The sequence below is a fragment of the Paraburkholderia sp. NPDC080076 genome, assembly GCF_050281145.1.
In the GTDB taxonomy this organism is placed as follows: domain Bacteria; phylum Pseudomonadota; class Gammaproteobacteria; order Burkholderiales; family Burkholderiaceae; genus Paraburkholderia.
The window spans coordinates 917,422-941,465 of record NZ_JBNNWQ010000004.1; the positions used below are offsets into that span (position 1 = coordinate 917,422).

A 24,044-nucleotide genomic window follows, 5' to 3' on the forward strand; every position below is an offset into this window, starting at 1 on the left:
CCCTTCGATGATAGAATGCTGCGTCGCCGCAGCGCCGGCTGCCCTTCACACCGAGCCGCTCGAAGTTCGGTCAGGTCCCCGATTTTGATGGAGTTACGCGTGTCTTCAAGACGCATTTTCCGCCCGTTGCTCGCCCTTCTGCTGATCGGCTCCGCGGGCGTTTATAGCGCTGCGAAAGCGCAGACTCAACCGAAGGCCCCCGATACGATGGAAGCGCGCGTGCAAGGCTGCACGGCCTGCCACGGCTCGCATGGCCAAGGTACCGACAACGACTACTTCCCGCGCCTGGCGGGCAAGCCGGCCGACTATCTGTACAACCAGCTGCAGAATTTCCGCGAAGGGCGCCGTAAATATCCGCCCATGAACTACCTCGTCACGTACCTCTCGGACGACTACCTTCATCAGATCGCCACGTACTTCTCGCAACAGCGTCCTCCGTATCCGCCGCCGGCCAAGCCGACGGTGTCGTCGAGCACGCTCGCGCGCGGCCAGCAGATCGTGCTGAACGGCGACGCCTCGAAGCAGATTCCGGCTTGCGCGGCTTGCCACGGCAAGAGTTTGACAGGTATGGAACCCGCTATCCCGGGTCTGGTCGGTCTGCACTCCGACTACATCAGCGCCCAGCTCGGCGCATGGCGCTCGGGCTCGCGCCATGCCATCGCGCCTGATTGCATGCACACCATCGCCACGCGCCTGACCGACGATGACGTGAACGCCGTCGCTTCATGGCTTTCCACGCAACAGGCTCCGCAAAACCCCGTGCCGGCTCCGGCCCGCTCGATGAAGACTCCGCTTGCCTGCGGCAGCGAACCGCAATAAGGCACCGGGAGAGACACTCAAATGAAACGCAAGTCTTTGTTCGCCCTCTCGGCAGTCGTCGTCGTTGCGGCCGCCGCACTCGTTCCCGTCCTGTGGTCGGGCGGCGACCATCTGCATAACGGCACGGCCATGGCGGCAACGCCCGCCGACCAGGCCGCGCTGATCAAGAAGGGCGAGTATCTCGCCCGCGCCGGCGACTGTATCGCCTGCCACACGGTGCGCGGCGGCAAGCAGTTCGCCGGCGGTCTGCCCATGGCTACGCCGTTCGGCACGATGTTCACGCCGAACATCACGCCTGACGACCAGTACGGTATCGGCAAGTGGACGCAGGACGACTTCTACCGCGCCATGCACACCGGCCGTTCGAAAGACGGCAGCCTGCTGTATCCGGGCTTCCCGTTCACCAGCTACACGAAGGTCACGCGCGCCGACTCGGACGCGATCTACGCGTACCTGCGTTCGGTCACGCCGGTCAACGTGGCGAGCCGTCCGCATGAACTGAAATTCCCGTTCAATCAGCGCAACATGCTGATCGGCTGGCGCACGCTGTTCTTCCGTGAAGGCGAGTACAAGCCGGATCCGACCAAGTCGGTCGAATGGAACCGTGGCGCGTACCTGATCGAAGGCCTCGGCCACTGCGGCATGTGCCACACGTCGATCAACGCCATGGGCGGCCCGGTGAGCTCGGCGGCGTTTGCCGGCGGCCTGATCCCGCTGCAGAACTGGTACGCACCGTCGCTCACGTCGAACAAGGAAGCCGGCCTCGGCGACTGGGAAACCAAAGACATCGCCGATCTGCTGAAGACCGGCGTGTCGAACCGCGGCGCGGTGTTCGGTCCGATGGCCGAAGTGGTTCACAACAGCCTGCAGTACATGTCGGACGCGGACATCAACGCGATGGCCACGTACCTGAAGACGATTCCGCAGAAGAGCGAAGCGCCTGAACCGCTGCAGCTCGAAACGTCGGAAAAGTTCGGCGGCGAACTGTTGAAGCAAGGTCAGAAGATCTACGCTGACAACTGTGCGAAGTGTCACGCGGAAAATGGCCTCGGCATGCCGCCGTCCTTCCCGCCGCTCGCGAACAACCAGTCGATTCAGATGCCGTCGGCGGTCAATCCGATCCGTATGGTGCTGAACGGCGGCTACCCGCCGAGCACGGATGGCAACCCACATCCGTATGGCATGCCGCCGTTCGCGCAAGCGCTGTCGAATCAGGAAGTCGCGGCGGTTGTGACGTACATCCGTATGTCGTGGGGCAACCACGGTACGGCCGTGTCACCGCAGCAAGTGTCCGATCTGCGTTCGGCGCCGCTCGACTAAGCAGCGTTCGTAGCATCCGGGGCGCGGCCTGCGAAATTCGCGGCCGCGCCCTTCGCTTTTTCAGGACCGGTATCATGGGGCATGATTAAGCCTTATGAAATCGCGCAGGAGAGAAGAATCGTGCATGTCGGGGAGCGTTTCAACAGCATTACCCACCTCGTCGGCGCCGTGCTGTCGGTGGCGGGTCTTGCAACGCTCGTGACGATGGGCGCGCTCGACGGCGACGCGTACAAGGTGGTCAGCTTCAGCGTGTACGGTGCGATGCTGTTCGTGCTGTATGCTATCTCGACGCTTTACCACAGCGTGCGCAATCCGCGCGTGAAAGCAGTTCTGCAGAAATGCGACCATTCGGCGATCTACCTGCTGATCGCCGGCAGCTACACCCCGTTCACGCTCGTCACATTGCGCGGACCGTGGGGCTGGTCGCTATTCGGCGTAAGCTGGGGGCTTGCCGCTCTCGGCATCGTGCAGGAATTGACGCTGGGGCGACGCACCCGCAGCGTTTCGATGGTGCTGTATGTCTTGATGGGATGGCTCGCGCTCGTTGCCGTCCGCCCGCTGGTACAAGCCTTACCGGCAGCGGGTACCGCCTGGCTCGTGGCCGGCGGAGTCATCTACAGCGCCGGCATCTACTTCTTCATCAACGACGAGCGCATCCGGCACGGACATGGTATCTGGCACCTGTTCGTACTGGCGGGCAGTCTGTGTCAATTCGTCAGTGTCGCGCGCTACGTCGCGTGACACGCCACGGCGGCGAAATGCAACTTAAGGCCAGTCAACGTGTCTGCATAGCGCGTTGAAGCATTCGGCACGCGTTTCCCGCGTGCCGCCGATTTCTCTGCGAACGGAACTGGGCTTCGGCCTCGAACACGCCAAGCGGGTGTGTTCACGCGGCATTTATGCCTGCCGGGTCCATGTGTGCCGTTCGCGAAACTGCATTGCAAAGATCTTTTATGTCTTTTGATTCCCTCGGCTTGTCCGAACCGTTGGTCCGCGCTGTACACGAACTCGGCTACACCACTCCGACTCCGATCCAGACGCAAGCGATTCCCGCCGTGCTCAACGGCGGCGACCTGCTGGCCGGCGCGCAAACCGGCACCGGCAAGACCGCCGGCTTCACGTTGCCGATCCTGCAACGTCTGAACTCCATGCCCGCCGTTGCAACCGGCTCGGGCAAGCGCGCGGTGCGCGCGCTGATCCTCACGCCCACGCGTGAACTGGCTGCGCAGGTCGAAGAAAGCGTGCGCGCCTACGGCAAGTATCTGAAGCTGAAGTCGACCGTGATGTTCGGCGGCGTCGGCATCAATCCGCAGATCGGCGCACTGCGCAGCGGCGTGGATATTGTCGTCGCGACGCCGGGCCGGCTGCTCGACCACATGCAGCAGAAGACCATCGACTTGTCGCATCTCGAGATTCTCGTGCTCGACGAAGCCGATCGCATGCTCGACATGGGCTTCATCCACGACATCAAGCGCGTGCTGGCGAAACTGCCGCCGAAGCGGCAGAACCTGCTGTTCTCGGCCACCTTCTCCGACGAGATCAAGACGCTCGCCGACAATCTGCTCGACTCGCCGGCGCTGATCGAAGTCGCGCGCCGCAATACGACGGCGGAAACGGTCGCGCAGAAGATTCACCCGGTGGATCGCGACAAGAAGCGCGAACTGCTCACGCATCTGATCAAGCAACACAACTGGTTCCAGGTGCTGGTGTTCACGCGCACCAAGCACGGCGCCAACCGTCTTGCCGAACAACTGACCAAGGACGGCATCAACTCCCTGGCGATTCACGGCAACAAGAGCCAGTCGGCCCGTACGCGCGCGCTCGCCGAATTCAAGGACGGCACGCTGCAAGTGCTGGTCGCGACCGACATCGCCGCGCGTGGCATCGATATCGATCAGTTGCCTCACGTGGTCAACTACGATCTGCCGAACGTGCCGGAAGACTACGTGCACCGCATCGGCCGCACGGGCCGCGCGGGCGCGACGGGCGAAGCGATCTCGCTGGTGTGCGTCGACGAACTGCAATTGCTGAAGGACATCGAGAAGCTGATCAAGCGTCCGGTGCCGCAGGAAGTGATCGCCGGTTTCGAACCGGACCCGACCGCAAAGCCGGAACCGATTCTGCGTCGCGGCCAGGGTGGCGGCGGTGGTGGCGGTCGTTCGCCGCGTCAGGGTCAAGGCGCACCGAAACGTGACGACGGTCGGCGTGACGGCGCGGGTTCCGCGAAACCGGCGCAGCGCTCGGGTCAACGCCCCACAAACGGTCAACAGCAGCCGAAGCCGCAAGGCGCGAAGCCGGCCGGCAACGGCGGCCAGCCGCGTCGTGACGGTCAGCGTCACGACGACCGGCCGCGCGCCGTCGCGCATGAAGGCAGCGCCGCGCAGCACGCGCCGCGCAAGCCGCAGGGCGCGAAGCCGCAAGGCGGCAATCCGGGTGCGTTGCTGGGCGGCGCGAAGCCGCGCAACGACGCGCCGCGCGGTGGCCATCCCACGCGCAGCGGCCAGCGCGGCCGCTAAGCGTCGAAACCGCACGCTTGTTCGCCGTAGTCCTTGCGTTTGAGGACTACCGGCCGGCACCGGCCGCGGCTTGCTTCAAGTGCTCGATCTGCTGTTCCCATCGGTCGAGCACCACCTCTCCCTCCCCTTCCAGCTCGAACGTAATGCCGCTCGTCAGGCGCGCATAACGGACGCTTTGCGCGTCCGCCGTGTCGATCGAACCATGCAGATAGATGAGCCCACTGGCGTCGCCAGCGACACTCGCTAGCGGCGTCATGAGCAACTGCACCTGATAGAACGCCTCGTCGCAAACAAAGGTGAGCGCTGCGCGGCCGCTCTGCGCGATGGCGCGCGTCGCCCTGGCTTGCGGCCACAACGCGATGCACAGCGTGCGCGAATCAGGCGCATACAACTCGCCGACGCCGAGCAGCGACGTGCGCACATGGCCATTCGAATCGACGCTCAGCAGCGACGCGGTGAAACCCATCTTGCTGGCGAGCGACGAACCGTCGAACAGCGCGCGCACGGCATCGGGCCATTCATCGAACACGTTCTGTTCGAGCGGACGTTCGGGTGCGGGGGAATCGCTCATGGTGTCGATCCGGTGAGAAGTGAGCCAGCCTGCATCATGCCTTGAAAAGCAAATGGCCCGCATGAGCGAGCCATTTGCAACGCCAGGCATTCACGCCATGCAAATCAGCGAAAGAACACATGCTGCGTGATCTTGGCAAGCGGGTAATGCACGCCTGGCTGAATCCGCGCGGGCAGATCGAGCGGCTTGAGCAGCATCTTCACACACATGTCGGCCGACAGATTGCGCCGCACCAGCGCATTGATCCGCGCCGCGCGCTCGCGGTTATAAGTTGAGTCGTGCACACGCTCCGGATAACGAGTCGCGAAGACGTGGCGCAAGGCAATCTCCGAATCTTCGTTCTTGATCTCCATGACGCGGCGCATCAGCGCGCCCAGCACCGCAAGCCGGCCGTTGCCTTCGATCTTGTTGTACTTCTTGAAGTACTTGAAAAAGTGTTTGTAGTGACGCACTTCGTCGGTGCGGATGTTGTCGGTGATCTGCTTGAGGACCGGCTCGTCCGAGCATTCACCGATCGCGCGATACAAGGTCGCCGTGCCGGTTTCGACCACGCAGCGCGCGACCATCTCGAGCGCGCGGGTCTTTTCGAAGTCCTCCACTGAACAGGTCAGCGAATACTCTTCCATGAAATTACGAAAGGCCGTGTCCCAGTCGAATTCGGGCCACACGTAAGCGATATACGTCTTGAGCGCGCGGCCATGCTGCAATTCTTCCGGCTCCCACTCCTGGTTGAGCCAGGCCGAGACTTCAGGATCGCCGTTAAAAAACGTGCTGAGATTGCTGGTGTACAGATCGGAGCCGCTTTCGATAAACGAAGACGCGCACAGCAGCAGCAGCAAATCTTCGTTGGCGACGGCCTTTTGCCGATCAATGCGGGTGAGGTCGATGTCCTCGATCCGCCAGGGCATGACATGGTTCAGCTCTGTGTGCATCGTGTCTTGCTCCGAAAGCTGTATCGACTCGCGGAGCATGCTCGAAACCGCCCGCTCTCGGCCGGGCCGGTCCGCCGTGTCTGATACAGCGCCTTGAATTAGAGTTAACCCCTTGTATCTTGCATCTTAGTCGGTGTTTCGCAACTCTGCAGATAACCCAGCACAGACCATGCCGAGCCGCCGCAGTTCCAATTGCGGGATAGTCCAAACATTCGGTCGGACAAAGGCGCGGTGCGCGAGGCACAAAAAAAGCCAGCTCGAAGAGCTGGCTTGATTCTGTGACGATGCCTCGTCAAGCAGGTTTGGCGGGCACGGCGGCGCTTCGATCAAGCGGCGCGAGGCTCGCGATCAGGCGATCTGAACGCTTTGCATCAGTCGTACGCGACGCATGCGCCAGGCAACGACTACGAGCGAGAGGCCCGACAGCACCGCGGCGATTAACACGTAGTAACTTGGCGCAAGTTTGTCGCCGGTCAAATGAATGAACGTCTCGACGATCGTGGGCGCGAAGCCGCCGAAAATCGTCACGCCGATGCTGTAACCGATTGAAAGGCCCGTCGAGCGCACCTGCGTCGGAAAGATCTCGGACATCAATGCAGGCATCGGGCCGGAATACGCCGCCTTGAAAATGCCCGCCGTGCCCTGCAACAACAGCAACCAGCCGATGGTCGGATGAGACTGCAGCAACGCGAACATCGGATAGATCAGCGTCCCCATCAGAATCGACGTGGTTAGCATGATGCGAATCCGGCCGATGCGATCGGACAACGCGCCCATCACCGGCGAGAGCAGGAATTGCAGGCCGCCGTTGAGCACCACCACGCCGAACGATGCCGCTGCAGGCATGTGCAACTGCTTGACGGCGTACATCGGCATGTAGAGCTGCAGCACATACACGCCCACTGTGGATTGCGCGACGATGCCCACCGCGAGCAGCAAATTGACCCACTGGCTGGCGAACGACGCGTCCTTGTCTTCGCTCACCGTCGAGCGAGCCCCGGCCGCTTCGCGCGCCTCGCGCAGCGCGAGGAACTCCGGCGTCTCGTCGAGATGCGAGCGGATGTAATAGCCCACCGGACCGACCAGCAAACCGAACACGAACGGAAGGCGCCAGCCCCAGTCATTCAGTTGCGCGGGCGGCAGCCATGCTGTCAGCAGCGAGCCAAACGCGGCTGCGGTGATCGCGGCGAGCCCCTGGCTCGCGAACTGCCAACTGGCGTAGTAGCCGCGGCGCGACGCGCTATGCTCGACCATGAAGGCGGTCGCACTGCCGAACTCGCCGCCCACCGCGAAGCCTTGCACGAGCCGCGCGAGCAGAATCAGGATCGGTGCGGCGATACCAATCGACGCATACGGCGGCATCACCGCCATCGTGAAGGTGCCGACCATCATCAGCGCGATGGCGAACGTCAGCGCCGCCTTGCGGCCCTTGCGGTCGCCGTAAATGCCCAGCACAACCGCACCCAGCGGCCGCATCAGGAACGAAATGCCGAAAGTGGCGATGGCGAGCAGCGTGGAGAGCCACTCGTCCTGCATCGGGAAAAACTGTTTGGCGATGATGGTGGCGAAGTAGCCGTAGACCAGGAAGTCGAACCACTCGAGCGCATTGCCGACCGACGACGAAAACACGATCCGCCGCACCATCGCTTTGGAAAGCGGCGCGGGCGCGGAATGAGGGGAAGCTGTCGCCGAGGGCGACGCGTGGGTCTGCATGATGTCTCCTGCTCTGTCTGATGCTCGATGCCTGGCGTGCGGGAAGCCCGCCGGCAACCGGTGTATTTGATTCGCGCGATGCTTTGCGAGGGCAGTCGAGAAAGCGCGCCGAGTGCGGTCGCCGCTGTATCGCCTCCGCACGCAGCGAAGCACCGCCTCAGGCGGCACGGCGCGTCGCGCGTGGATGCTTTCCTAGAAGCCCGCAGCCAACCCGTCACGGCGGCTGTCGCTGGCCGCCACATAGCCGCGCTCCGGATCGTTGCGATCGAGCTTCCAGATGTACTGGCCGGAGCCGAAGTCCATGTACGGATCGTCGACCGACTTGATCGTGTGGCCGAGCTTCTGCAAGGCCTCGGCGGTCTTCGGATCGAGCGTCGATTCGATGTCGATCGTGAAGTCGCGATTGACCTTCCAGCGCGGTGCGTCGCACGCGGCCTGCGGCTGCTGACCGTAGTCGAGCATCCGCACGACGGATTGCAGATGGCCTTGTGGCTGCATGTCGCCACCCATCACGCCGAAGCTCATCACCGCTTCCTGCTGGCCGTTCACCTGCTGTGTGAGGAACGACGGGATGATCGTGTGGAACGGCCGCTTGCCGCCTTCCACCACGTTCGGCGATTTCGGATCCATCGAGAAACCGCAGCCGCGGTTCTGCATGGCGATGCCGCTATCCGGCACCACGATGCCCGAGCCGAAGCCCATGTAGTTCGACTGGATGAAGCTGACCATCATGCCGCGCTCGTCCGCCACCGACATGTAGATGGTGCCGCCGGCCTTCGGCATGCCGAAATCGAACTGCGTGGCGCGCTTGTGATCGATCAGTTTGGCGCGCGAGGTGAGGTACGCGTCGTCGAGCATCTGCTCGGGCGTGACCTCCATGGAACGCGGATCGGCGACGTAGCGGTAGACGTCGGCGAAGGCCAGCTTCATGGCCTCGATCTGCAAGTGCTGCGATTCGACGTTGTCGACCGCCAGTTCCTTCACATCGAATTTTTCGAGGATGCCCAGTGCGATCAGCGCCGCGATGCCCTGCCCGTTCGGCGGAATCTCGTGCACGGTGTAGCCGCGATAATCCTTGCCGATCGGCTCGACCCAATCCGCGCGGTAGTTGCGCAGATCGTCGGCGGTCAACGCGCCGCCACCTTCGCGGGCGAACGCGGCGATCTGCTCGGCGATCTCGCCTTCGTAATACGCGCGCGGGCCCTGCTCGGCGAGCTTGCGCAGCGTCTTCGCGTGGCCGGGGAAGCGCACCAGTTCGCTCACTTCCGGCGCGCGGCCGCGCGGCATGAAGGTTTGCGCGAAGCCCGGCAGGTCCTTCAGTTCAGGCACGGCGGCCGCCCACTTATAGGCGACGATGCTCGCCACCGCGTGACCGCGCTCGGCGATTTCGATGGCCGGCTCCATCAGGTCGGCGAACGGCAGCGTGCCGAATTTCTGATGCAGCGCTTCCCAGCCGGCGATCACGCCGGGCACCGTCACCGCGTCCCAGCCGCGCTTGGGCTGCTTCGCGAGTCCGTTTTCCTCGCCATATTTGCGCTTGAAGTAGTCGACGTTCCACGCCGCCGGCGACACGCCGGAAGCGTTCAGGCCATGCAGCTTCTTACCGTCCCACACCAGCGCGAACGCGTCGCCGCCCAGCCCGCACGATACCGGCTCGACCACCGTGATGGCGGCTGCTGCCGCGATCGCCGCATCGACGGCATTGCCGCCTTTCCACAGCATGCGCAGTCCAGCTTGCGCGGCGAGCGGATGCGAAGTCGAAACGATGTTGCGCGCGAATACAGGCAGACGCGGCGTCGGGTAAGGGTTTTGCCAGTTGAAGCCAGTCATGTCGAACACTCTCGAAAGCGCGGCCCGGCTTGTGGAAAACGCCGGAAACCATTGAAAAACAGATCGAACGCGGGGATGAGACGGGGTGAAGCGCGAATCAACCGCGGAACCTTGGATTGCATCGTGATCCGGCTCAAAAAACAAATTCATTTATCAAATGAATAAATGCGTAATCTGCCTGAATAGATCGACGCGCGGTCGTCTCATATCCTATGCATGTCGCACGAGTTGGCAGACAAGGCGCGCGATGGTCTTACAATACGCTCACCCCCGTTCACGCTTCACTCGCTTACCGGCTCAGCTTGGCGGGCCGGCGGCGGGCAACGCAGACAAGAAACCCACGAACCGAGACACATGACCCGAGACCCCCGCCTGACTCTCAATGCCCGGCAACAGGAACTGCTGGAGTGGGTGCAACGCGACGGCTTCGTGACCGTGGACGACCTCGCGGCCCACTTCGACGTGACGCCGCAGACGATCCGCCGCGACGTCAACTGGCTCGCCGACATGAACCTGTTGCGCCGCTATCACGGCGGCGCGAGTCTGCCTACCAGCTCCGAAAACGTCTCCTATACGGCGCGTCAGCGCATGTTCCATGACGAGAAGCGGCGCATCGCGGCGCTAGTGGCCACTCACATTCCCGATCAGGCCTCGCTCTTCATCAACCTCGGCACCACCACCGAAGAAGTGGCTCGCGCGCTCAATCGGCACCGCGGCTTGCGCGTGATCACCAACAATCTGAACGTCGCGAGCATGATGAGCGGCTATCCGGATTGCGAGGTGCTGGTGACGGGCGGCATCGTGCGGCCGTGGGACAAAGGGATCGTCGGCGAACTGGCGATCGATTTCATCCGGCAGTTCAAGGTCGACTTCGCGATCATCGGCACGTCGAGCATCGAAACGGACGGCACGCTGCGCGATTTCGACACGCGCGAAGTGCGCGTGGCCGAGGCGATCATCCAGCATGCGCGCACCGTTTTTCTCGCCGCCGACAACTCGAAATTCGGCCGCCCGGCGCTGGTTCGCCAAGGCCATCTCGATCAGATCGACGCCTTGTTCACCGACGTCGCGCCGCCCGCCGAAATGATCGAGACGCTCGCAGCCGCCAACTGTCAGGTGTATATCGCCGACTGACGCCAGGCGTTCTGCGCCATGCTGCAGCGCACGCAAAACTTCGAGTGAAATCAAGGATCTGGCCGCGACTCCCAACCGCCGCTGAGACGCCGAATTGTCAAAGGGAGAATTTACTGGGGCGGATTTGGTGTTTAACGTGCGGTTGACTACACTCCAGGTTCCCCGGCGTACGTTCCGCATTCTGCGTAACGCCGGTACGTGAAGCTGTCGTGTGAATCCGTACCTCCCGCCTGATCCTTTGCGGACCTTACTGGCATGAGCCAGTCGCCGGCAAGGCCGTCCGCGTTTGCTTGACATGGAGAGAAACGATGCTGAGTCCGCATGAATTCGCCACGTTATTACTCGTCAAGGACGCTCCCAATCAAGTCGACATGGAGCGAGAAGAACTCGACGCCCTTCTGGAACGCCAGTTGGTTCAACTCGAACGGCTCGCGTCGGGCAACGAACAATGGCGCGTGACTGAAAGCGGCGATAACGCATTGCGGGCCATCAAGCGTCTTTCCTAGTTGTGCTGGTTTCATCGCGTCTTGCGGCCGGACGGCGCAGTCGGCGTCCGGCGCTGTGATGGCGCGTGTGCCGCGCTTTCATGGCGCGTGCTCTTGCTGCTTTTTGAAATCTTTCTCTTCGTGTGAAAAGCAGGACGCCACCCGGCGTCCGCTTTATTGTGCCCAAATCATTTACACAGTAAATTGACGCGACGGACTTTCTGCCCTCGCGCATGCCCAAAACCCTCTCTCTCGACGATATCCAGCAATTCCGCGAGGCCATGCGGCGCGTGGCCGAGAACGCGTTCGCCACACGCGGCGCCGAGGGCGTGACGATGCGCGAACTGGCGAGAGAACTGGGTTGCAGCGCCATGACGCCCTATCGCTACTTCCGCGACAAGGACGAGATTCTCGCGATGGTGCGCGCCGCGGCGTTCAATCGCTTCGCGGCGCGCCTCGAAGCGGCCGCGAAGACCGCCACCGAAACGGATCACTCCGTGGTGAGCGAAGCGTACGTGGCGTTCGCGCTCGACGAACCGCACGCCTATCGGTTGATGTTCGATCTGGCTCAGCAGGCAAGCGTCTATCCGGAACTCGCCACCGCCTCGCAGCGCGCGTGGCGCATGCTCGGCACGCACTTCGAACGGCTGGTCGAAGCGGGCATTCTGGAAGGCGATCCGCAACTCATCGGTTACGCGTACTGGGCGAGTCTGCATGGCTTCACCATGCTGGCGCTGGCCAATCAGTTGCCATTGCCACAGGCGCAGCAACCTTCCGGCACCGGCAATACGCCGACGCGCGAAGCCGTGTTCGCACAAATTCGCCGCATGTTGTGGCGCGGCGCGCAGCCGCAGCGCGGCTAGCGCTTACTGCGCGCGAAGCGGACCGGTTCAACGAAAAGCGACAAGCGAATTGAACGACGGCGCTCGCGCTTAGGCCTCAACCATTGCGCAAAGTCGGATCGACGGCCGCGCGCCAACTCAGCGCCTTGGCGCGCTGGTCGGTAAAGAACGTCACCCACTGGTTGCGCAGTTGCGGATCGGTGCTCGCGCCCTCGCTCGCGTAACGCTGAGCGATCGACGTCTGGAACGCGCAGAAATCGTCCTTCGACAGCTTGCCGCCCCGGTTCGCCACGTACGCGTCGAACATCGCCGCGTAGACGCCTTGCGCGTCGTTGCCGTAGTCGACCGGCTGGGCACTGCACATCTGCTGCAACGACACGAACGACGGCGCGCCCCTCGTTCCGCTCAGGCTCGGCGAACTGACACACCCCGCGAGAAGCGTAGCGGCGCCGATCATCAAAAGTCCACGCATGAATTCACCTCGAAATGGCTGCTGCCAAGAGTATCGTCCGTGGCCGCGCGTTGCGCCACTACCCGGACAGCCGTTAGAGGAGCGTCCAAACAAACCGAACTTTACTTTTTCGAATATGTTCATTAAAGTTCGAAAACGAACACGATCAGTTCGATAGTTTTTCCAAACGATTTTCTGGATACGACGCAGGGGACACAGCAGGTGACGCAAGGCTCGAGATACGATTTGCTCGTCGTGGGCGGCGGGATCAACGGCGCAGGCATCGCTCGCGATGCGGCGGGCCGCGGCCTGTCCGTGCTGCTCTGCGAACAGGACGATCTGGCGGCGCATACGTCGTCGGCCAGTACAAAGCTGATCCACGGTGGCCTGCGCTACCTCGAATACCGCGAGTTCGGGCTGGTTCGCAAAGCGCTGCAGGAGCGCGAAACGTTGCTGCGCGCCGCGCCGCACATCATGTGGCCGCTGCGCTTCGTGATGCCGCACATGCCCGATCTGCGCCCGGCCTGGCTGATCCGCGCCGGTCTCTTTCTGTACGACCATCTCGCCAAACGCGAGCTGCTGCCTGGCTCGCGCGGCATCGTGATGCGCAACCATCCGGCGGGCGCACCGCTGGTCGATTCGATCAAGCGCGGTTTCGTGTACTCGGACGGCTGGGTCAACGACGCGCGCCTCGTCGTGCTGAACGCGCTCGACGCCCAGGAGCACGGCGCGAAAATTCTCACACGCACGAAACTGCTGAGCGCCGTGCGCGCGGGCGGCGAATGGCGCGCGCAACTCAAGCGCCCGGACGGCACGATTCTGGACGTGCGCGCCGGATCGATTGCGAACGCCGCGGGCCCCTGGGTCGGCGAACTGCTGCAAGGCGCGCTCGGCCGCGCCGCGACGCACAGCGTGCGGCTCGTGAAAGGCAGCCATATCGTCACGCGGCGCCTGTTCGAACACGACCACGCCTATATCTTCCAGAATCCGGACAAGCGCATCATCTTCGCGATTCCGTACGAACACGACTACACGCTGATCGGCACGACGGATCTCGAATATCGCGGCGACCCGTCGCAAGTGGCGATCAACGCTGAAGAAACGCAGTACCTGTGCGAGTCGATCAACCGCTACTTCAAGCAGAAGATTTCGCCGGCCGACGTGCGCTGGACCTATTCGGGCGTGCGTCCGCTGCTCGAGGAAGAAGGCGCGGACAACCCGTCGGCAGTCACGCGCGACTACTCGCTCGAACTCGACGCGCCAGCCGGCGAAGCGCCGCTGCTGTCGGTGTTCGGCGGCAAGATCACGACCTTCCGCAAACTCGCGGAAGAAGCCGTCGACAAACTCGCGGACGCGCTGCAGCACGGTGCGTCTTCGTGGACGGCCGGCGCGCCGTTGCCCGGCGGCGACATTCCGAACGCCAACTTCGAGCGCTTTCTCAGCGAATTCAAGCAGCAGCATGCCTGGTTGCCGGCCGATCTGGCGCATCGCCTCGCCCGCGCCTACGGCACGCGCGTCAAGCATGTGGTCGGCAATGCGCGTTCCGTGGCCGATCTCGGCCGCGCCTTCGCACCGGGCCTCTACGAAGCGGAACTGACGTACCTGCGCGATACCGAATGGGCGCGCAGCGCGCAGGACGTGCTGTGGCGCCGTTCGAAACTCGGCTTGCACGTCGAACCGGGCACGCTCGATTCGATCACACGCGATATCGACGCGTGGTTCGCTCGCGAACCCGAGCGACAGAGCGCATAGTCAGACATCGCCCACGCGACGCGCTCGCTGCATCTAACCAAACCGGATCGATTCACCCCTCGGCTGGACCAGGCGGGGCCGCACCACCACGTGTTGCTGCCCGCTTAAAACAACAAGCCGTTCCCGTCGCCGGCTATCCGTCCGGCGATTCATAAAACGCATGGAGAAGAGACAATGCAGGACCAGTACATCCTCGCGCTTGACCAAGGCACCACCAGCTCGCGCGCGATGCTGTTCGACCGGCTCGGCAATATCGTGTCGACCGCTCAAAAGGAATTCCAGCAAATCTATCCGCGTCCGGGCTGGGTCGAACACGATCCGCAGGAAATCTGGTCGACCCAGGCCGGCGTCGCCGCCGAAGCCGTGACGCGCGCCGGCATGAACGGCACATCGATCGCCGCGATCGGCATCACCAATCAGCGCGAAACCACCATCGTGTGGGATCGCGAAACCGGCCATCCGATCTACAACGCGATCGTCTGGCAGGACCGCCGCACCGCCGACTTTTGCGACCAGCTGAAGGAACAGGGCCTCGAAGAGAAAGTCCGCGCCAAAACCGGCCTGCCGATCGACTCGTACTTCTCGGCGACCAAGATCCGCTGGGTTCTCGATAACGTCGAAGGCGCGCGCGAAAAAGCCAAACAGGGCCGTCTCGCGTTCGGCACCGTCGACAGTTGGCTGGTGTGGAATTTCACCAAGGGCGGTTTGCACGTCACCGATGTCACCAACGCGTCGCGCACGATGCTCTTCAACATCCACTCGCTGAAGTGGGACGACGAACTGCTCGAGGCGCTCGACATTCCGCGCAGCATGCTGCCAGAGGTGCGGGCTTCGTCGGAAGTGTACGGGCCGACCAAGACCACCGTGTTCGCTTCCAAGATTCCGCTCGCGGGCATCGCCGGCGACCAGCATGCCGCCCTCTTCGGCCAGATGTGCACGGAGTCGGGCATGGTGAAGAACACCTACGGCACGGGCTGCTTCCTCGTGATGAACACCGGCGACAAGCCGATCGAATCGAAGAACAATCTCGTCACCACGATTGCCTGGCAGATCGGCGACCAGATCAATTACGCGCTCGAAGGCAGCATCTTCATCGGCGGCGCCGTGGTGCAATGGCTGCGCGACGGCCTCGGCATCATCAAGAACGCCGCTGAGATCGAAACGCTGGCGCGCAGCGTGCCGCATTGCGACGGCGTGTATCTGGTGCCCGCCTTCGCCGGACTCGGCGCGCCGCATTGGAATGCGCGTGCTCGCGGCACGCTGTTCGGCGTGACGCGCGGCACGACCTCGGCGCATATCGCGCGCGCCGCGCTCGACTCGATCGCCTATCAGTCGCTCGACGTGTTGAAGGCGATGGAAGCCGACTCCGGCATTCGCATCGGCGAATTGCGGGTGGACGGTGGCGCGTGCGCGAACAATCTGCTGATGCAGTTCCAGGCCGACATTCTCGGCGTCGATGCGGTGCGCCCGCAGGTAGCGGAAACGACCGCGTTGGGCGCGGCTTATCTGGCCGGTCTCGCGGTGGGTTATTGGAAAGACGTCGACGAACTGCAAAACCAATGGAAGCTCGACCGCCGCTTCACACCGGCCCTGCCGCACGCCGACGTCAAGGAATGCCTCGACGGCTGGAAGCGCGCGATCCGCGCCGCGAAGGCCTGGGCCGATACGCCCTGAGCGCGTCTTTTACCCCTTCTCTTTCGACAATAAAGAAGCCGCTTATCCGGCGGCTTCCCTAACAACTATATTTCGGATAACCAACGATGTCTCCCTACATTGCTGAATTCATCGGCACGGCACTCGTGGTGCTGCTCGGCGACGGCGCCGTCGCCAACGTGCTGCTCGCGCGGACCAAAGGCAAAGGCGCCGACCTGATCGTGATCGTCATGGGCTGGGCGATGGCCGTGTTCATCGCCGTCTACGTCACCGCGTCCTTCAGCGGCGCTCACCTGAATCCCGTCGTGACCATCAGCCTCGCACTGGCCGGCAAGTTCGCGTGGGCCAAGGTGCCCGGCTATATCGCGGCACAGATGCTCGGCGGCATGGCCGGCGCGCTACTCGTGTGGATGGCGTATCGCCAGCACTTCGCGAAAGAAGGCGACGCCGACGTGAAGCTCGGCGTGTTCTGCACCTCGCCCGCGATTCGCAGCGTGCCGCACAACCTGCTCACCGAAATGATCGCCACCTTCGTGCTGATTCTGGGCGTGCTGTATCTGGCTTCGCCGCAAGTCGGTCTCGGCGCGCTCGACGCGCTGCCGGTCGGCCTGCTGGTTCTCGGCATCGGCATCTCGCTCGGCGGCCCGACCGGTTACGCGATGAGTCCCGCTCGTGACCTGTCGCCGCGTTTGATGCACGCGCTGCTGCCGATTCCGGGCAAGCGCGACAGCGACTGGCACTATGCGTGGATTCCGGTTTGCGGTCCGTTGCTGGGCGGTGCGGCGGCAGCGTGTCTGTATCTGTACCTGCATGTGCATTGAGCTGGTCGCGCAGATAAAACGCGCCTGAGCATCGACGGAAAGCGGCGGCGCCGCTCACGCGGCGCCAAAGCACGTATCATGATGCTTTCACTCTCCGCGCATGAGCTTGCAATTGCCTTTCCCATGCGCTTCGCTTTCCGTTTCCAGGCATGATCGACCACCTCATCTGTGACTGCGACGGCGTGCTCGTCGACAGCGAAATCATCGCTGACCGCGTGATGCTCGAAACGCTGACCGCCACCTTCCCCGGCCTCGACTTCGAACCCATCGTCAAGACGGCCTTTGGCCAGCAAACGTCGCGCTTTCTCGAAGGCATCGAGAAGTCGTTCGATATCACGCTGCCCGCGAATTTTTTCGACACTATCGAGCACAACGTCGAGCTCGAACTCGCGGCTTCGCTCAGCCCGATCAACGGCGTGCGCGATGCGCTGCGACGCGTCACGTTGCCGGCCGCCGTCGTCTCGAACAGCCGCATGGCGCGCGTGAATGCGTCGGTGCGGCGCGCCGGTCTGCAGCAGATTTTCGGCGAACGCATTTTCAGCGCGGAACAGGTGGCGCGGCCGAAGCCCTATCCGGATGTCTATCTGTTCGCCGCGAAGACGCTGGGCGTGGAACCGTCACGATGCGTCGTGGTGGAAGACAGCGTGGCCGGTTTGAATGCCGCGCGCGCGGCGGGGATGAAGACGATCGCTTTCGTCGGCGCGAGCCATATTCCCGATGGCTACGCGGACGCGCTGCGCAAGATGGGCATGACGCGCATCATGCAGCATATGGATGAATTGCCCGCGCTGGTCGAAGCGGGCGTACGCGGCGAGTTCGGCGACGTGCAGTCATAGTCATTCACGTCAACCGTTCGCGACAATAGAAAAGCCGGCTGCAAAAGCCGGCTTTTTCGCATCAGCGTTGCAAGCGAGTGCGCGCCTCATCTCACACGCGCGCACGCCTCGCCCATCAAGCCTCGTCAGCCACGCATTCGCGCGCCTGCGCCAGCGCCTGACGAAATTCCACCAGTTCGGCGATGGTCAGCATCGGCAGATTGTGTTGCGCGGCGAAGCGCTCCACCTCGGCGCCGCGCGTCATCGTGCCGTCCGGGTTCATCAGTTCGCACAGCACGCCAGCCGGCTTCAAACCCGCGAGAATCGCAAGGTCGACCGTGCCTTCGGTGTGGCCGCGACGCGCCAGCACGCCGCCGGGTTGCGCACGCAACGGGAACACATGGCCAGGGCGCACGATGTCGGCGGGCTTCGCCGTGTCGGCGATCGCGGCGCGAATCGTCGTCACGCGATCGAGCGCGGACACGCCGGTGGTCACGCCGTCGCGTGCTTCGATCGAAACCGTGAACGCGGTGCCGTGACGGCTTTCGTTGTTGACAGCCATCGGCGGCAGTTCGAGCGCGCGGATTTTCTCGTCGGGCAAACACAGGCACACGATGCCGCTGCATTCGCGGATCAGCAACGCCATGGTTTCGACGGACAGACGCTCGGCGGAAACGATCAGATCGGCTTCGTTCTCACGGTCGTGGTCGTCTTGCAGAACGACGGCGCGGCCATCGCGCATGGCTTGCAACGCGGCGGCGATACGCGGCGGAACGGCTTCGGTGTCGAGCAACGGGAGATCGAGGAATGCGCTATCCGCAATCGTCGACGGAGCGGGAAAAGTAGCAAAGGTCATGATTGAAACGCTCATCGCAAAAGTTGGGCGAGAAACGTTTCAGGGCATTGCAAACAGACAAAGACGCGCCGTTGAACGCCGCGCAAAGCGACGCTCGCGCACCGCCTCGACCTGCAAGCGGCGCCACGAAACGAACATGACTATCTGCACATCTTCTTCCATCCGGACTCTAACCGTCGGCTCTGGCTTCTCACCAGATCTGCTGACCCCACTTCAGTCTCTCCTGTTCGGAAGACCGCACTACGTGGGCGCTCGCGGGCTCACCGGCTCACGCTTTCGCGTTGCCGGCCTACCGCCGGTGGGGAATTTCACCCCGCCCTGAAGACGCACTGATTGCCGGATCGACCGGCTGGCAAAGCATACAACAGTCGCACCGCACGTGCAGCGCAACCCTACTGATCAGACGGAAATCTCTGACTCCGACCACATCGGTCCGCAAACGATGCCGGTCACACCGGCGCGGCCTCGCGCTGCGGCTCGTGGTGCGCGGGCACGTCCCAGCGCGGCGGCGTTTCCGCCTTCAGCGTGACGCGAAACGCGCGCGCTTCCGTGTCGCCGGGATTGCGCAGGCTATGCGGCTGGTCGGCGTCGAACACGATCGCGTCGCCGGTGGCCAGCAACTGGCGTTGATCGTGCACGCTGACTTCCAGCGTGCCCTCGCTCACCACCAGATTCACCGTCGTGCCCGGCGCGCGGCGCGTGCCGGCTTCGGTGTGCAACGGCGCGATCCGCAACTCGTGAAACTCGGCGGCGGTCGGCTCGGCGTCGGGATAAAGCGGCCGGGCGGAATAGCGTCCATTCGAACTGACGACGCGCGACGAGCGCTCCGCCGGCAAATGCTCGAAGCCGTTGGTGGCGTGGCGCCGCAAAAAGGCCGCCACCGACACCTTCAACGCGGCCGCCACTTTGCATAGCACCTTGATGGACGGCACGCTGCGCGCCGACTCGATCTGCGCGAGCATCGCGCGCGACACGCCGGACGCGCGGGCCAAAGCGTCGAGCGACAGTTGCCGCTCGGCGCGCAAACGGGCGAGATTCACGCCGACGAGATGTTCGAGTGCATCGAAGGGTTCAGCGGCACGCGGCGACGCATCGGTGTCAGCCGTGGGATCGCGAACCAGCGCAAGCGGGGAATGCATGATTGCCTCCAGGAGCGCCGCCGGACGGCGGGCAAGCGGTTAGTGGAAGCAAGATAGCATCGCGCCCCGCCGTGCCCAACGAAGTTATCTTCACACTGTTATCAGCATTGCGGAGGACGTTTTCCGCAATGCTTGTGCCAATTTTTCATAAGGGCACGGGCGCAGGCGATTCACTGCCTCATTTGCCCTCACGCCCGCTGCGCCACCGTCGGTGCCGGCGCATCCATACGCGCAGCGAACCACGTCAATAGCAACGCCGCCACGCTGACTCCGGCCGCCACCCACGGCAAGGTATCGAGCGAATGACCGTGATTGATCACCAGACCGCCGAGCCACGCGCCGCCCGCATTGCCAACGTTGAACGCACCGATGTTCAACGTCGAAGCCAGATTCGGCGCCGCAGCCGCTTTTTCGACCACACGCATCTGCAAGGGCGGCACGGTGGCGAACGCAGCAATGCCCCACACGAAGATAGTGACCGCCGCTGCAATCTGCGAATGGCTGGTGCGCGCAAAGATCGCCATCACCACCGCGAGCGCGACCAGAATGCCCATCAGCGAAGGCATCAGCGAGCGGTCCGCCAGCTTGCCGCCCACTGTATTACCGATCGTCAGGCCCACGCCGAACAACACCAGAATCAGCGTGACGCCGCGCGGCGAGAAGCCGCTCACCTGCTCCAGAATCGGCGCGATATAGGTGAACACGACGAACACGCCGCCGAAGCCGAGCACCGTCATCGCGAGCGCGGTCCAGACTTGCGGGTCCTTCAACACACGCACTTCGTGACCGAGGCCGACCGGACCAGCGTCATGACGATTCGGCACCAGCGCCGTAACGCCCATGAGCGACAGCACGCCGAACGCGCTGACGATCCAGAACGCCGCGCGCCAGCCGAACTCCTGGCCGACGAACGTGCCAAACGGCACGCCGAGCACGTTCGCCAGCGTCAGGCCGGTGAACATGAGCGCAATCGCGCTGGCGCGCTTTTCGGCCGGCACCAGCGAAGCCGCCACCACCGCGCCGATGCCGAAGAACGACCCGTGCGCGAACGACGTCACCACACGCGCGATCATCAGCACGGAGTAGCTGGACGCGATCGCGCACAGCGTATTGCCGACGATGAACACACCCATCAGCAACTGCAACGCCAGCTTGCGCGGCATCTTGCTGGTCACCACCGCGAGCAGCGGCGCGCCGACCGCGACGCCGAGCGCATAGCCGCTCACCAGCAAACCCGCCGACGGAATCGACACCGCCAGATCGTGCGCGACCTCGGGCAGCAGGCCCATGATGACGAATTCCGTCGTGCCGATCGCGAAGGCGCTGATCGCCAACGCCAGTAATGGAATGGGCATTTTTCTACTCCAGGATTTAAGGTTGAGCGTGATGCAGCGCCGTCACGAATTCGACGACGACGCCCGGCGCGAGCGCCACGAACAGTTGCGCCTGAGCCTCCTGCGGCCCCATCTGCGGCACATAGGCGGTTTGGTAATCGACGCCGTGCGCATGCAGGCGACCGAGCAGCGCCCGCCATTCGGCGGCGCTCTCCAGCCGGAAGGCGATGTGGTCGATACGCGGCGCCGTCCGACCGGTCACGGCGGGCACCGTCGCGTCGATCAGGTGAATCAGCGGGCGGCCGTTCGCGTATAGCCAGTAGCCGTCGACCGAAAACGGCGGACGCGCGCCTTGGGTCAGCCCGGCGACATCGACGAAAAAGCGTCGGGCGGAGTCGAGCTCGGCGGTGACGATCGTCGCGTGATCGAGTTGCATGGCTTGGGCGGAATCAGGGTTTTCCATGACCGCAATTGTCGAGGCTGAGTGTCGATTTGATAATTGGCGTAGCATTTGAAGCATTTTCAAATCTCTTTTGAAAGATTCGCCATGGACAACCTCGGTGACATCCGTCTGTTCGTTGAGGCCGCGCAGCAGGGCAGCCTGTCTGCGGCGGGCCGCAAGATGGGTCTGACGCCGGCCGCCGCCAGCGCCCGCCTGGCCAAACTCGAAGCCGGCCTCAAAGCGCGCCTGTTCGAGCGCACCACCCGCCAGCTCAGGCTCACCGACGAAGGCCGTCTCTACCTGAATTGCTGCCGTCAGGCGCTGCAATCGCTCGACGACGCCGAAGCCGCCCTGCAAGCCGGCCAGGGCGTGGTGCGTGGCAAGGTGCGGGTCTCGGCGACCTCGGATTTCGGCCGCAATCTGCTGATGCACTGGCTCGACGAATTCAACGCGCTGTATCCGGAAGTGACCTTCGCGCTGACGTTGTCGGACTCGCTGTCGAATCTGGTGCAGGAGGACATCGATCTGGCGATCCGCTTCGGTGTGCCGCAGGACAGCTCGCTGGTCGCCCGCAAGCTGGCGCCGAACCGGCGCGTGCTATGCGCGTCGCCGGACTACATCGCGCGCAAGGGCGAACCGAAGGATCCGCACGATCTCGCCAATTTCGACTGCATCGTGCTGGGCACCGCCTCCGGGCTGGCGAACGAGTGGCGCTTCACGCGCGGCGACGAGGTGCAGCACTACACCGTGCCGTTCGAAGCCGCCCGCGAGACCAATGACGGTGCCGTCGCCCGCGAATGGGCGCTGCGCGGTTACGGCATCGCGATCAAGTCGATGTGGGACGTGGAGGCGGATCTGCGCGCCGACGGCCTGAAGATCCTGCTGCCGGAATGGCGTTATCCGGACGCGCCGCTGCACGCGCTCTACCATCGGAACCGCTTCATGGCGCCGCGCGTACGCGTGCTGCTGGATTTCCTGAGCGAGCGTTTCGCGCAGGTGTCGGACGAACTGGAAGGTCTGCTGGGCTTGCCGCCGGACGGGCCACACGGCCAGGCAACCGGGGAAACCGCGTCGCGCGAAGGGCTATAATAATGAGCTACGCTGCAAACGTGCCCCGACGCTGCCCGATAGTGGCCTGAAGCGCCGCCCCGCGGCCCGCTCGCACGTTTCGCCCTGTTCACCTTTTAAACGACGCCCCCAGGTTAACCACTGCGACCGGCGAAATTCGATGACCAAGAAAGTTTATGTAAAGACCTTTGGCTGCCAGATGAACGAGTACGACTCCGACAAGATGGTCGACGTACTCGGCGCGGCTGAAGGGCTCGTGAAGACCGACACGCCGGAAGACGCGGACGTCATTCTGTTCAACACGTGCTCGGTGCGCGAAAAAGCGCAGGAAAAAGTGTTCTCCGACCTCGGCCGCGTGCGCGAGCTGAAGGAAGCGAATCCGAATCTGATCATCGGCGTGGGCGGTTGCGTGGCGAGCCAGGAAGGCGCGGCGATCGTCGCGCGCGCACCGTACGTCGATCTGGTGTTCGGTCCGCAAACGCTGCACCGTCTGCCGCAAATGATCGACAAGCGCCGCGAAAGCGGCCGCGCGCAAGTCGACATCTCGTTCCCGGAAATCGAAAAGTTCGATCACCTGCCGCCGGCTCGCGTCGACGGCCCGAGCGCGTTCGTGTCGATCATGGAAGGCTGCAGCAAGTACTGCAGCTATTGCGTTGTTCCGTACACACGCGGTGAAGAAGTGTCGCGGCCGCTCGACGACGTGCTGACCGAAATCGCCGGCCTCGCCGACCAGGGCGTGCGCGAAGTCACGCTGCTCGGCCAGAACGTGAACGCCTACCGCGCCGGTCTCACGCTGGGTTCGTCGGACATCGCCGATTTCGCCACGCTGATCGAATATGTCGCGGACATTCCGGGCATCGAACGGATTCGCTACACCACGTCGCATCCGAAGGAATTCACGCAGCGCCTGATCGACACCTACGCGAAGGTGCCCAAGCTCGTCAGCCACCTGCATCTGCCGGTGCAGCACGGCTCGGACCGCATCCTGATGGCCATGAAGCGCGGCTACACGGTGCTCGAATACAAATCCGTGATCCGCAAGCTGCGCGCGATCCGCCCTGACCTGTCGCTCTCCACCGACATGATCGTCGGCTTCCCCGGCGAGACGGAAGAAGACTTCGACAAGATGATGGCGCTCGTGCACGAGATGAAGTACGACACCAGCTTCTCGTTCATCTACAGCCCGCGCCCCGGCACGCCGGCCGCGAATCTGCACGACGACACGCCGCGTGAAGTGAAGCTCAAGCGCCTGCAACATTTGCAGGCCACCATCGAGGAAAACGTGCAGCGCATCAGCGATTCGATGGTCGGCAAGATCGAGCGCATACTGGTCGAGCGCCCGGCGCGCAAGGATCCGAACGAACTCGCCGGCCGCACCGAGAACAACCGGGTGGTGAATTTCCCGGCACCGGTGGCGTCGCACGCAAGGCTGATCGGCCAGATGGTCGACGTGAAAATCGTCCATGCATACCCACATTCGCTACGTGGCGAGCTCGTGCTGGTTCATGACGACGCTCCGGCCACGACCCATTAAAGCGACGCCAACGCGCG

At 63.4% G+C, this 24,044-nt stretch carries 22 protein-coding genes and 1 riboswitch; of the genes, 13 read left to right on the plus strand and 9 right to left on the minus strand.

Annotated features, from left to right (window positions below; genetic code table 11):
- Positions 1 to 87: 87 nt before the first annotated feature.
- The 4 genes from ACQKRQ_RS21245 to ACQKRQ_RS21260 all read left to right on the plus strand — a co-directional run bounded on the left by ACQKRQ_RS21245 (position 88) and on the right by ACQKRQ_RS21260 (position 4,655).
- Positions 88 to 819, plus strand: a complete 732-nt coding sequence (locus ACQKRQ_RS21245; protein WP_408287730.1) for a c-type cytochrome — start codon at positions 88 to 90, stop codon at positions 817 to 819.
- Positions 820 to 840: 21 nt separating this feature from the next.
- Complete coding sequence (locus ACQKRQ_RS21250) at positions 841 to 2,139, plus strand: c-type cytochrome (protein WP_132373192.1); 1,299 nt, start codon at positions 841 to 843, stop codon at positions 2,137 to 2,139.
- A 120-nt stretch (positions 2,140 to 2,259) separates the two neighbouring features.
- Positions 2,260 to 2,880, plus strand: coding sequence for a PAQR family membrane homeostasis protein TrhA (gene trhA / locus ACQKRQ_RS21255; protein WP_093635539.1), 621 nt, complete (start codon positions 2,260 to 2,262; stop codon positions 2,878 to 2,880).
- A gap of 212 nt (positions 2,881 to 3,092) precedes the next feature.
- Positions 3,093 to 4,655: a DEAD/DEAH box helicase gene (locus ACQKRQ_RS21260; RefSeq protein ID WP_427479184.1), complete on the plus strand. Its 1,563-nt coding sequence runs from the start codon at positions 3,093 to 3,095 to the stop codon at positions 4,653 to 4,655.
- A gap of 46 nt (positions 4,656 to 4,701) precedes the next feature.
- Here ACQKRQ_RS21260 and ACQKRQ_RS21265 read toward each other — a convergent pair whose 3' ends face one another.
- The 4 genes from ACQKRQ_RS21265 to ggt all read right to left on the minus strand — a co-directional run bounded on the left by ACQKRQ_RS21265 (position 4,702) and on the right by ggt (position 9,701).
- The gene (locus ACQKRQ_RS21265; RefSeq protein ID WP_408181099.1) at positions 4,702 to 5,226 is read right to left on the minus strand and encodes a hypothetical protein; all 525 of its coding nucleotides are present in this window, start codon (positions 5,224 to 5,226) and stop codon (positions 4,702 to 4,704) included.
- 104 nt (positions 5,227 to 5,330) lie between these two features.
- Positions 5,331 to 6,158 carry a ferritin-like domain-containing protein gene (locus ACQKRQ_RS21270; RefSeq protein WP_012434272.1) on the minus strand — a complete coding sequence of 276 codons (828 nt, stop codon included), beginning with the start codon at positions 6,156 to 6,158 and terminating at the stop codon, positions 5,331 to 5,333.
- Between the two features lie 348 nt (positions 6,159 to 6,506).
- Complete coding sequence (locus tag ACQKRQ_RS21275; protein WP_132373186.1) at positions 6,507 to 7,871, minus strand: MFS transporter; 1,365 nt, start codon at positions 7,869 to 7,871, stop codon at positions 6,507 to 6,509.
- A gap of 192 nt (positions 7,872 to 8,063) precedes the next feature.
- Entirely contained in the window at positions 8,064 to 9,701 is a 1,638-nt protein-coding gene (gene ggt / locus ACQKRQ_RS21280; RefSeq protein WP_427479187.1) for a gamma-glutamyltransferase, read from the minus strand.
- A gap of 354 nt (positions 9,702 to 10,055) precedes the next feature.
- Here ggt and ACQKRQ_RS21285 point away from each other — a divergent pair, with 354 nt between their 5' ends.
- The 3 genes from ACQKRQ_RS21285 to ACQKRQ_RS21295 all read left to right on the plus strand — a co-directional run bounded on the left by ACQKRQ_RS21285 (position 10,056) and on the right by ACQKRQ_RS21295 (position 12,183).
- Positions 10,056 to 10,835 (plus strand): DeoR/GlpR family DNA-binding transcription regulator, encoded by a 780-nt coding sequence (locus ACQKRQ_RS21285; protein ID WP_408181102.1) that lies wholly within the window; start codon positions 10,056 to 10,058, stop codon positions 10,833 to 10,835.
- Positions 10,836 to 11,143: 308 nt separating this feature from the next.
- Positions 11,144 to 11,341, plus strand: a complete 198-nt coding sequence (locus ACQKRQ_RS21290) for a hypothetical protein (RefSeq protein ID WP_132373180.1) — start codon at positions 11,144 to 11,146, stop codon at positions 11,339 to 11,341.
- A gap of 212 nt (positions 11,342 to 11,553) precedes the next feature.
- Positions 11,554 to 12,183 (plus strand): TetR/AcrR family transcriptional regulator, encoded by a 630-nt coding sequence (locus tag ACQKRQ_RS21295; RefSeq protein ID WP_427479189.1) that lies wholly within the window; start codon positions 11,554 to 11,556, stop codon positions 12,181 to 12,183.
- A gap of 76 nt (positions 12,184 to 12,259) precedes the next feature.
- On the opposite strand, the gene ACQKRQ_RS21300 is transcribed toward ACQKRQ_RS21295, so the two are convergent.
- Positions 12,260 to 12,634: a hypothetical protein gene (locus ACQKRQ_RS21300; RefSeq protein ID WP_132373176.1), complete on the minus strand. Its 375-nt coding sequence runs from the start codon at positions 12,632 to 12,634 to the stop codon at positions 12,260 to 12,262.
- A 201-nt stretch (positions 12,635 to 12,835) separates the two neighbouring features.
- On the opposite strand from ACQKRQ_RS21300, the gene glpD reads away from it, so the two are divergent.
- The 4 genes from glpD to ACQKRQ_RS21320 all read left to right on the plus strand — a co-directional run bounded on the left by glpD (position 12,836) and on the right by ACQKRQ_RS21320 (position 17,675).
- Entirely contained in the window at positions 12,836 to 14,365 is a 1,530-nt protein-coding gene (glpD, locus tag ACQKRQ_RS21305) for a glycerol-3-phosphate dehydrogenase (RefSeq protein WP_408435024.1), read from the plus strand.
- A 174-nt stretch (positions 14,366 to 14,539) separates the two neighbouring features.
- Positions 14,540 to 16,039, plus strand: a complete 1,500-nt coding sequence (gene glpK, locus ACQKRQ_RS21310) for a glycerol kinase GlpK (RefSeq protein WP_427479192.1) — start codon at positions 14,540 to 14,542, stop codon at positions 16,037 to 16,039.
- A gap of 86 nt (positions 16,040 to 16,125) precedes the next feature.
- Positions 16,126 to 16,839 carry an MIP/aquaporin family protein gene (locus ACQKRQ_RS21315; protein ID WP_132373170.1) on the plus strand — a complete coding sequence of 238 codons (714 nt, stop codon included), beginning with the start codon at positions 16,126 to 16,128 and terminating at the stop codon, positions 16,837 to 16,839.
- 149 nt (positions 16,840 to 16,988) lie between these two features.
- Positions 16,989 to 17,675, plus strand: coding sequence for an HAD family hydrolase (locus ACQKRQ_RS21320; RefSeq protein WP_408318593.1), 687 nt, complete (start codon positions 16,989 to 16,991; stop codon positions 17,673 to 17,675).
- Between the two features lie 115 nt (positions 17,676 to 17,790).
- Here ACQKRQ_RS21320 and ribB read toward each other — a convergent pair whose 3' ends face one another.
- From ribB to ACQKRQ_RS21340, 4 genes are all read right to left on the minus strand, one after another.
- Positions 17,791 to 18,510, minus strand: coding sequence for a 3,4-dihydroxy-2-butanone-4-phosphate synthase (gene ribB / locus ACQKRQ_RS21325; RefSeq protein ID WP_408181108.1), 720 nt, complete (start codon positions 18,508 to 18,510; stop codon positions 17,791 to 17,793).
- 146 nt (positions 18,511 to 18,656) lie between these two features.
- Positions 18,657 to 18,840, minus strand: a riboswitch (FMN riboswitch).
- A gap of 119 nt (positions 18,841 to 18,959) precedes the next feature.
- The gene (locus ACQKRQ_RS21330) at positions 18,960 to 19,649 is read right to left on the minus strand and encodes a helix-turn-helix domain-containing protein (RefSeq protein ID WP_132373166.1); all 690 of its coding nucleotides are present in this window, start codon (positions 19,647 to 19,649) and stop codon (positions 18,960 to 18,962) included.
- 188 nt (positions 19,650 to 19,837) lie between these two features.
- Entirely contained in the window at positions 19,838 to 21,004 is a 1,167-nt protein-coding gene (locus tag ACQKRQ_RS21335) for an MFS transporter (protein WP_132373164.1), read from the minus strand.
- Between the two features lie 16 nt (positions 21,005 to 21,020).
- Positions 21,021 to 21,419, minus strand: a complete 399-nt coding sequence (locus ACQKRQ_RS21340) for a VOC family protein (RefSeq protein WP_427479285.1) — start codon at positions 21,417 to 21,419, stop codon at positions 21,021 to 21,023.
- A 111-nt stretch (positions 21,420 to 21,530) separates the two neighbouring features.
- Here ACQKRQ_RS21340 and ACQKRQ_RS21345 point away from each other — a divergent pair, with 111 nt between their 5' ends.
- Together ACQKRQ_RS21345 and miaB are read left to right on the plus strand one after the other, a co-directional pair.
- Positions 21,531 to 22,514, plus strand: coding sequence for a LysR family transcriptional regulator (locus ACQKRQ_RS21345; RefSeq protein ID WP_132373162.1), 984 nt, complete (start codon positions 21,531 to 21,533; stop codon positions 22,512 to 22,514).
- Between the two features lie 139 nt (positions 22,515 to 22,653).
- On the plus strand, positions 22,654 to 24,027 hold the full coding sequence (gene miaB / locus ACQKRQ_RS21350) for a tRNA (N6-isopentenyl adenosine(37)-C2)-methylthiotransferase MiaB (RefSeq protein ID WP_132373160.1): 1,374 nt from the start codon (positions 22,654 to 22,656) through the stop codon (positions 24,025 to 24,027).
- Positions 24,028 to 24,044: the final 17 nt, after the last annotated feature.

Bases quoted from the DNA above. Each gene is read 5' to 3' on its own strand.
- ACQKRQ_RS21245 (WP_408287730.1), top strand. From the start codon at position 88: ATGGAGTTACGCGTGTCTTCAAGACGCATTTTCCGCCCGTTGCTCGCC.
- ACQKRQ_RS21250 (WP_132373192.1), top strand. From the start codon at position 841: ATGAAACGCAAGTCTTTGTTCGCCCTCTCGGCAGTCGTCGTCGTTGCG.
- ACQKRQ_RS21260 (WP_427479184.1), top strand. From the start codon at position 3,093: ATGTCTTTTGATTCCCTCGGCTTGTCCGAACCGTTGGTCCGCGCTGTA.
- ACQKRQ_RS21265 (WP_408181099.1), bottom strand. From the start codon at position 5,226: ATGAGCGATTCCCCCGCACCCGAACGTCCGCTCGAACAGAACGTGTTC.
- ACQKRQ_RS21270 (WP_012434272.1), bottom strand. From the start codon at position 6,158: ATGCACACAGAGCTGAACCATGTCATGCCCTGGCGGATCGAGGACATC.
- ACQKRQ_RS21275 (WP_132373186.1), bottom strand. From the start codon at position 7,871: ATGCAGACCCACGCGTCGCCCTCGGCGACAGCTTCCCCTCATTCCGCG.
- ggt (WP_427479187.1), bottom strand. From the start codon at position 9,701: ATGACTGGCTTCAACTGGCAAAACCCTTACCCGACGCCGCGTCTGCCT.
- ACQKRQ_RS21285 (WP_408181102.1), top strand. From the start codon at position 10,056: ATGACCCGAGACCCCCGCCTGACTCTCAATGCCCGGCAACAGGAACTG.
- ACQKRQ_RS21290 (WP_132373180.1), top strand. From the start codon at position 11,144: ATGCTGAGTCCGCATGAATTCGCCACGTTATTACTCGTCAAGGACGCT.
- ACQKRQ_RS21295 (WP_427479189.1), top strand. From the start codon at position 11,554: ATGCCCAAAACCCTCTCTCTCGACGATATCCAGCAATTCCGCGAGGCC.
- ACQKRQ_RS21300 (WP_132373176.1), bottom strand. From the start codon at position 12,634: ATGCGTGGACTTTTGATGATCGGCGCCGCTACGCTTCTCGCGGGGTGT.
- glpK (WP_427479192.1), top strand. From the start codon at position 14,540: ATGCAGGACCAGTACATCCTCGCGCTTGACCAAGGCACCACCAGCTCG.
- ACQKRQ_RS21315 (WP_132373170.1), top strand. From the start codon at position 16,126: ATGTCTCCCTACATTGCTGAATTCATCGGCACGGCACTCGTGGTGCTG.
- ACQKRQ_RS21320 (WP_408318593.1), top strand. From the start codon at position 16,989: ATGATCGACCACCTCATCTGTGACTGCGACGGCGTGCTCGTCGACAGC.
- ribB (WP_408181108.1), bottom strand. From the start codon at position 18,510: ATGACCTTTGCTACTTTTCCCGCTCCGTCGACGATTGCGGATAGCGCA.
- ACQKRQ_RS21330 (WP_132373166.1), bottom strand. From the start codon at position 19,649: ATGCATTCCCCGCTTGCGCTGGTTCGCGATCCCACGGCTGACACCGAT.
- ACQKRQ_RS21335 (WP_132373164.1), bottom strand. From the start codon at position 21,004: ATGCCCATTCCATTACTGGCGTTGGCGATCAGCGCCTTCGCGATCGGC.
- ACQKRQ_RS21340 (WP_427479285.1), bottom strand. From the start codon at position 21,419: ATGCAACTCGATCACGCGACGATCGTCACCGCCGAGCTCGACTCCGCC.
- ACQKRQ_RS21345 (WP_132373162.1), top strand. From the start codon at position 21,531: ATGGACAACCTCGGTGACATCCGTCTGTTCGTTGAGGCCGCGCAGCAG.
- miaB (WP_132373160.1), top strand. From the start codon at position 22,654: ATGACCAAGAAAGTTTATGTAAAGACCTTTGGCTGCCAGATGAACGAG.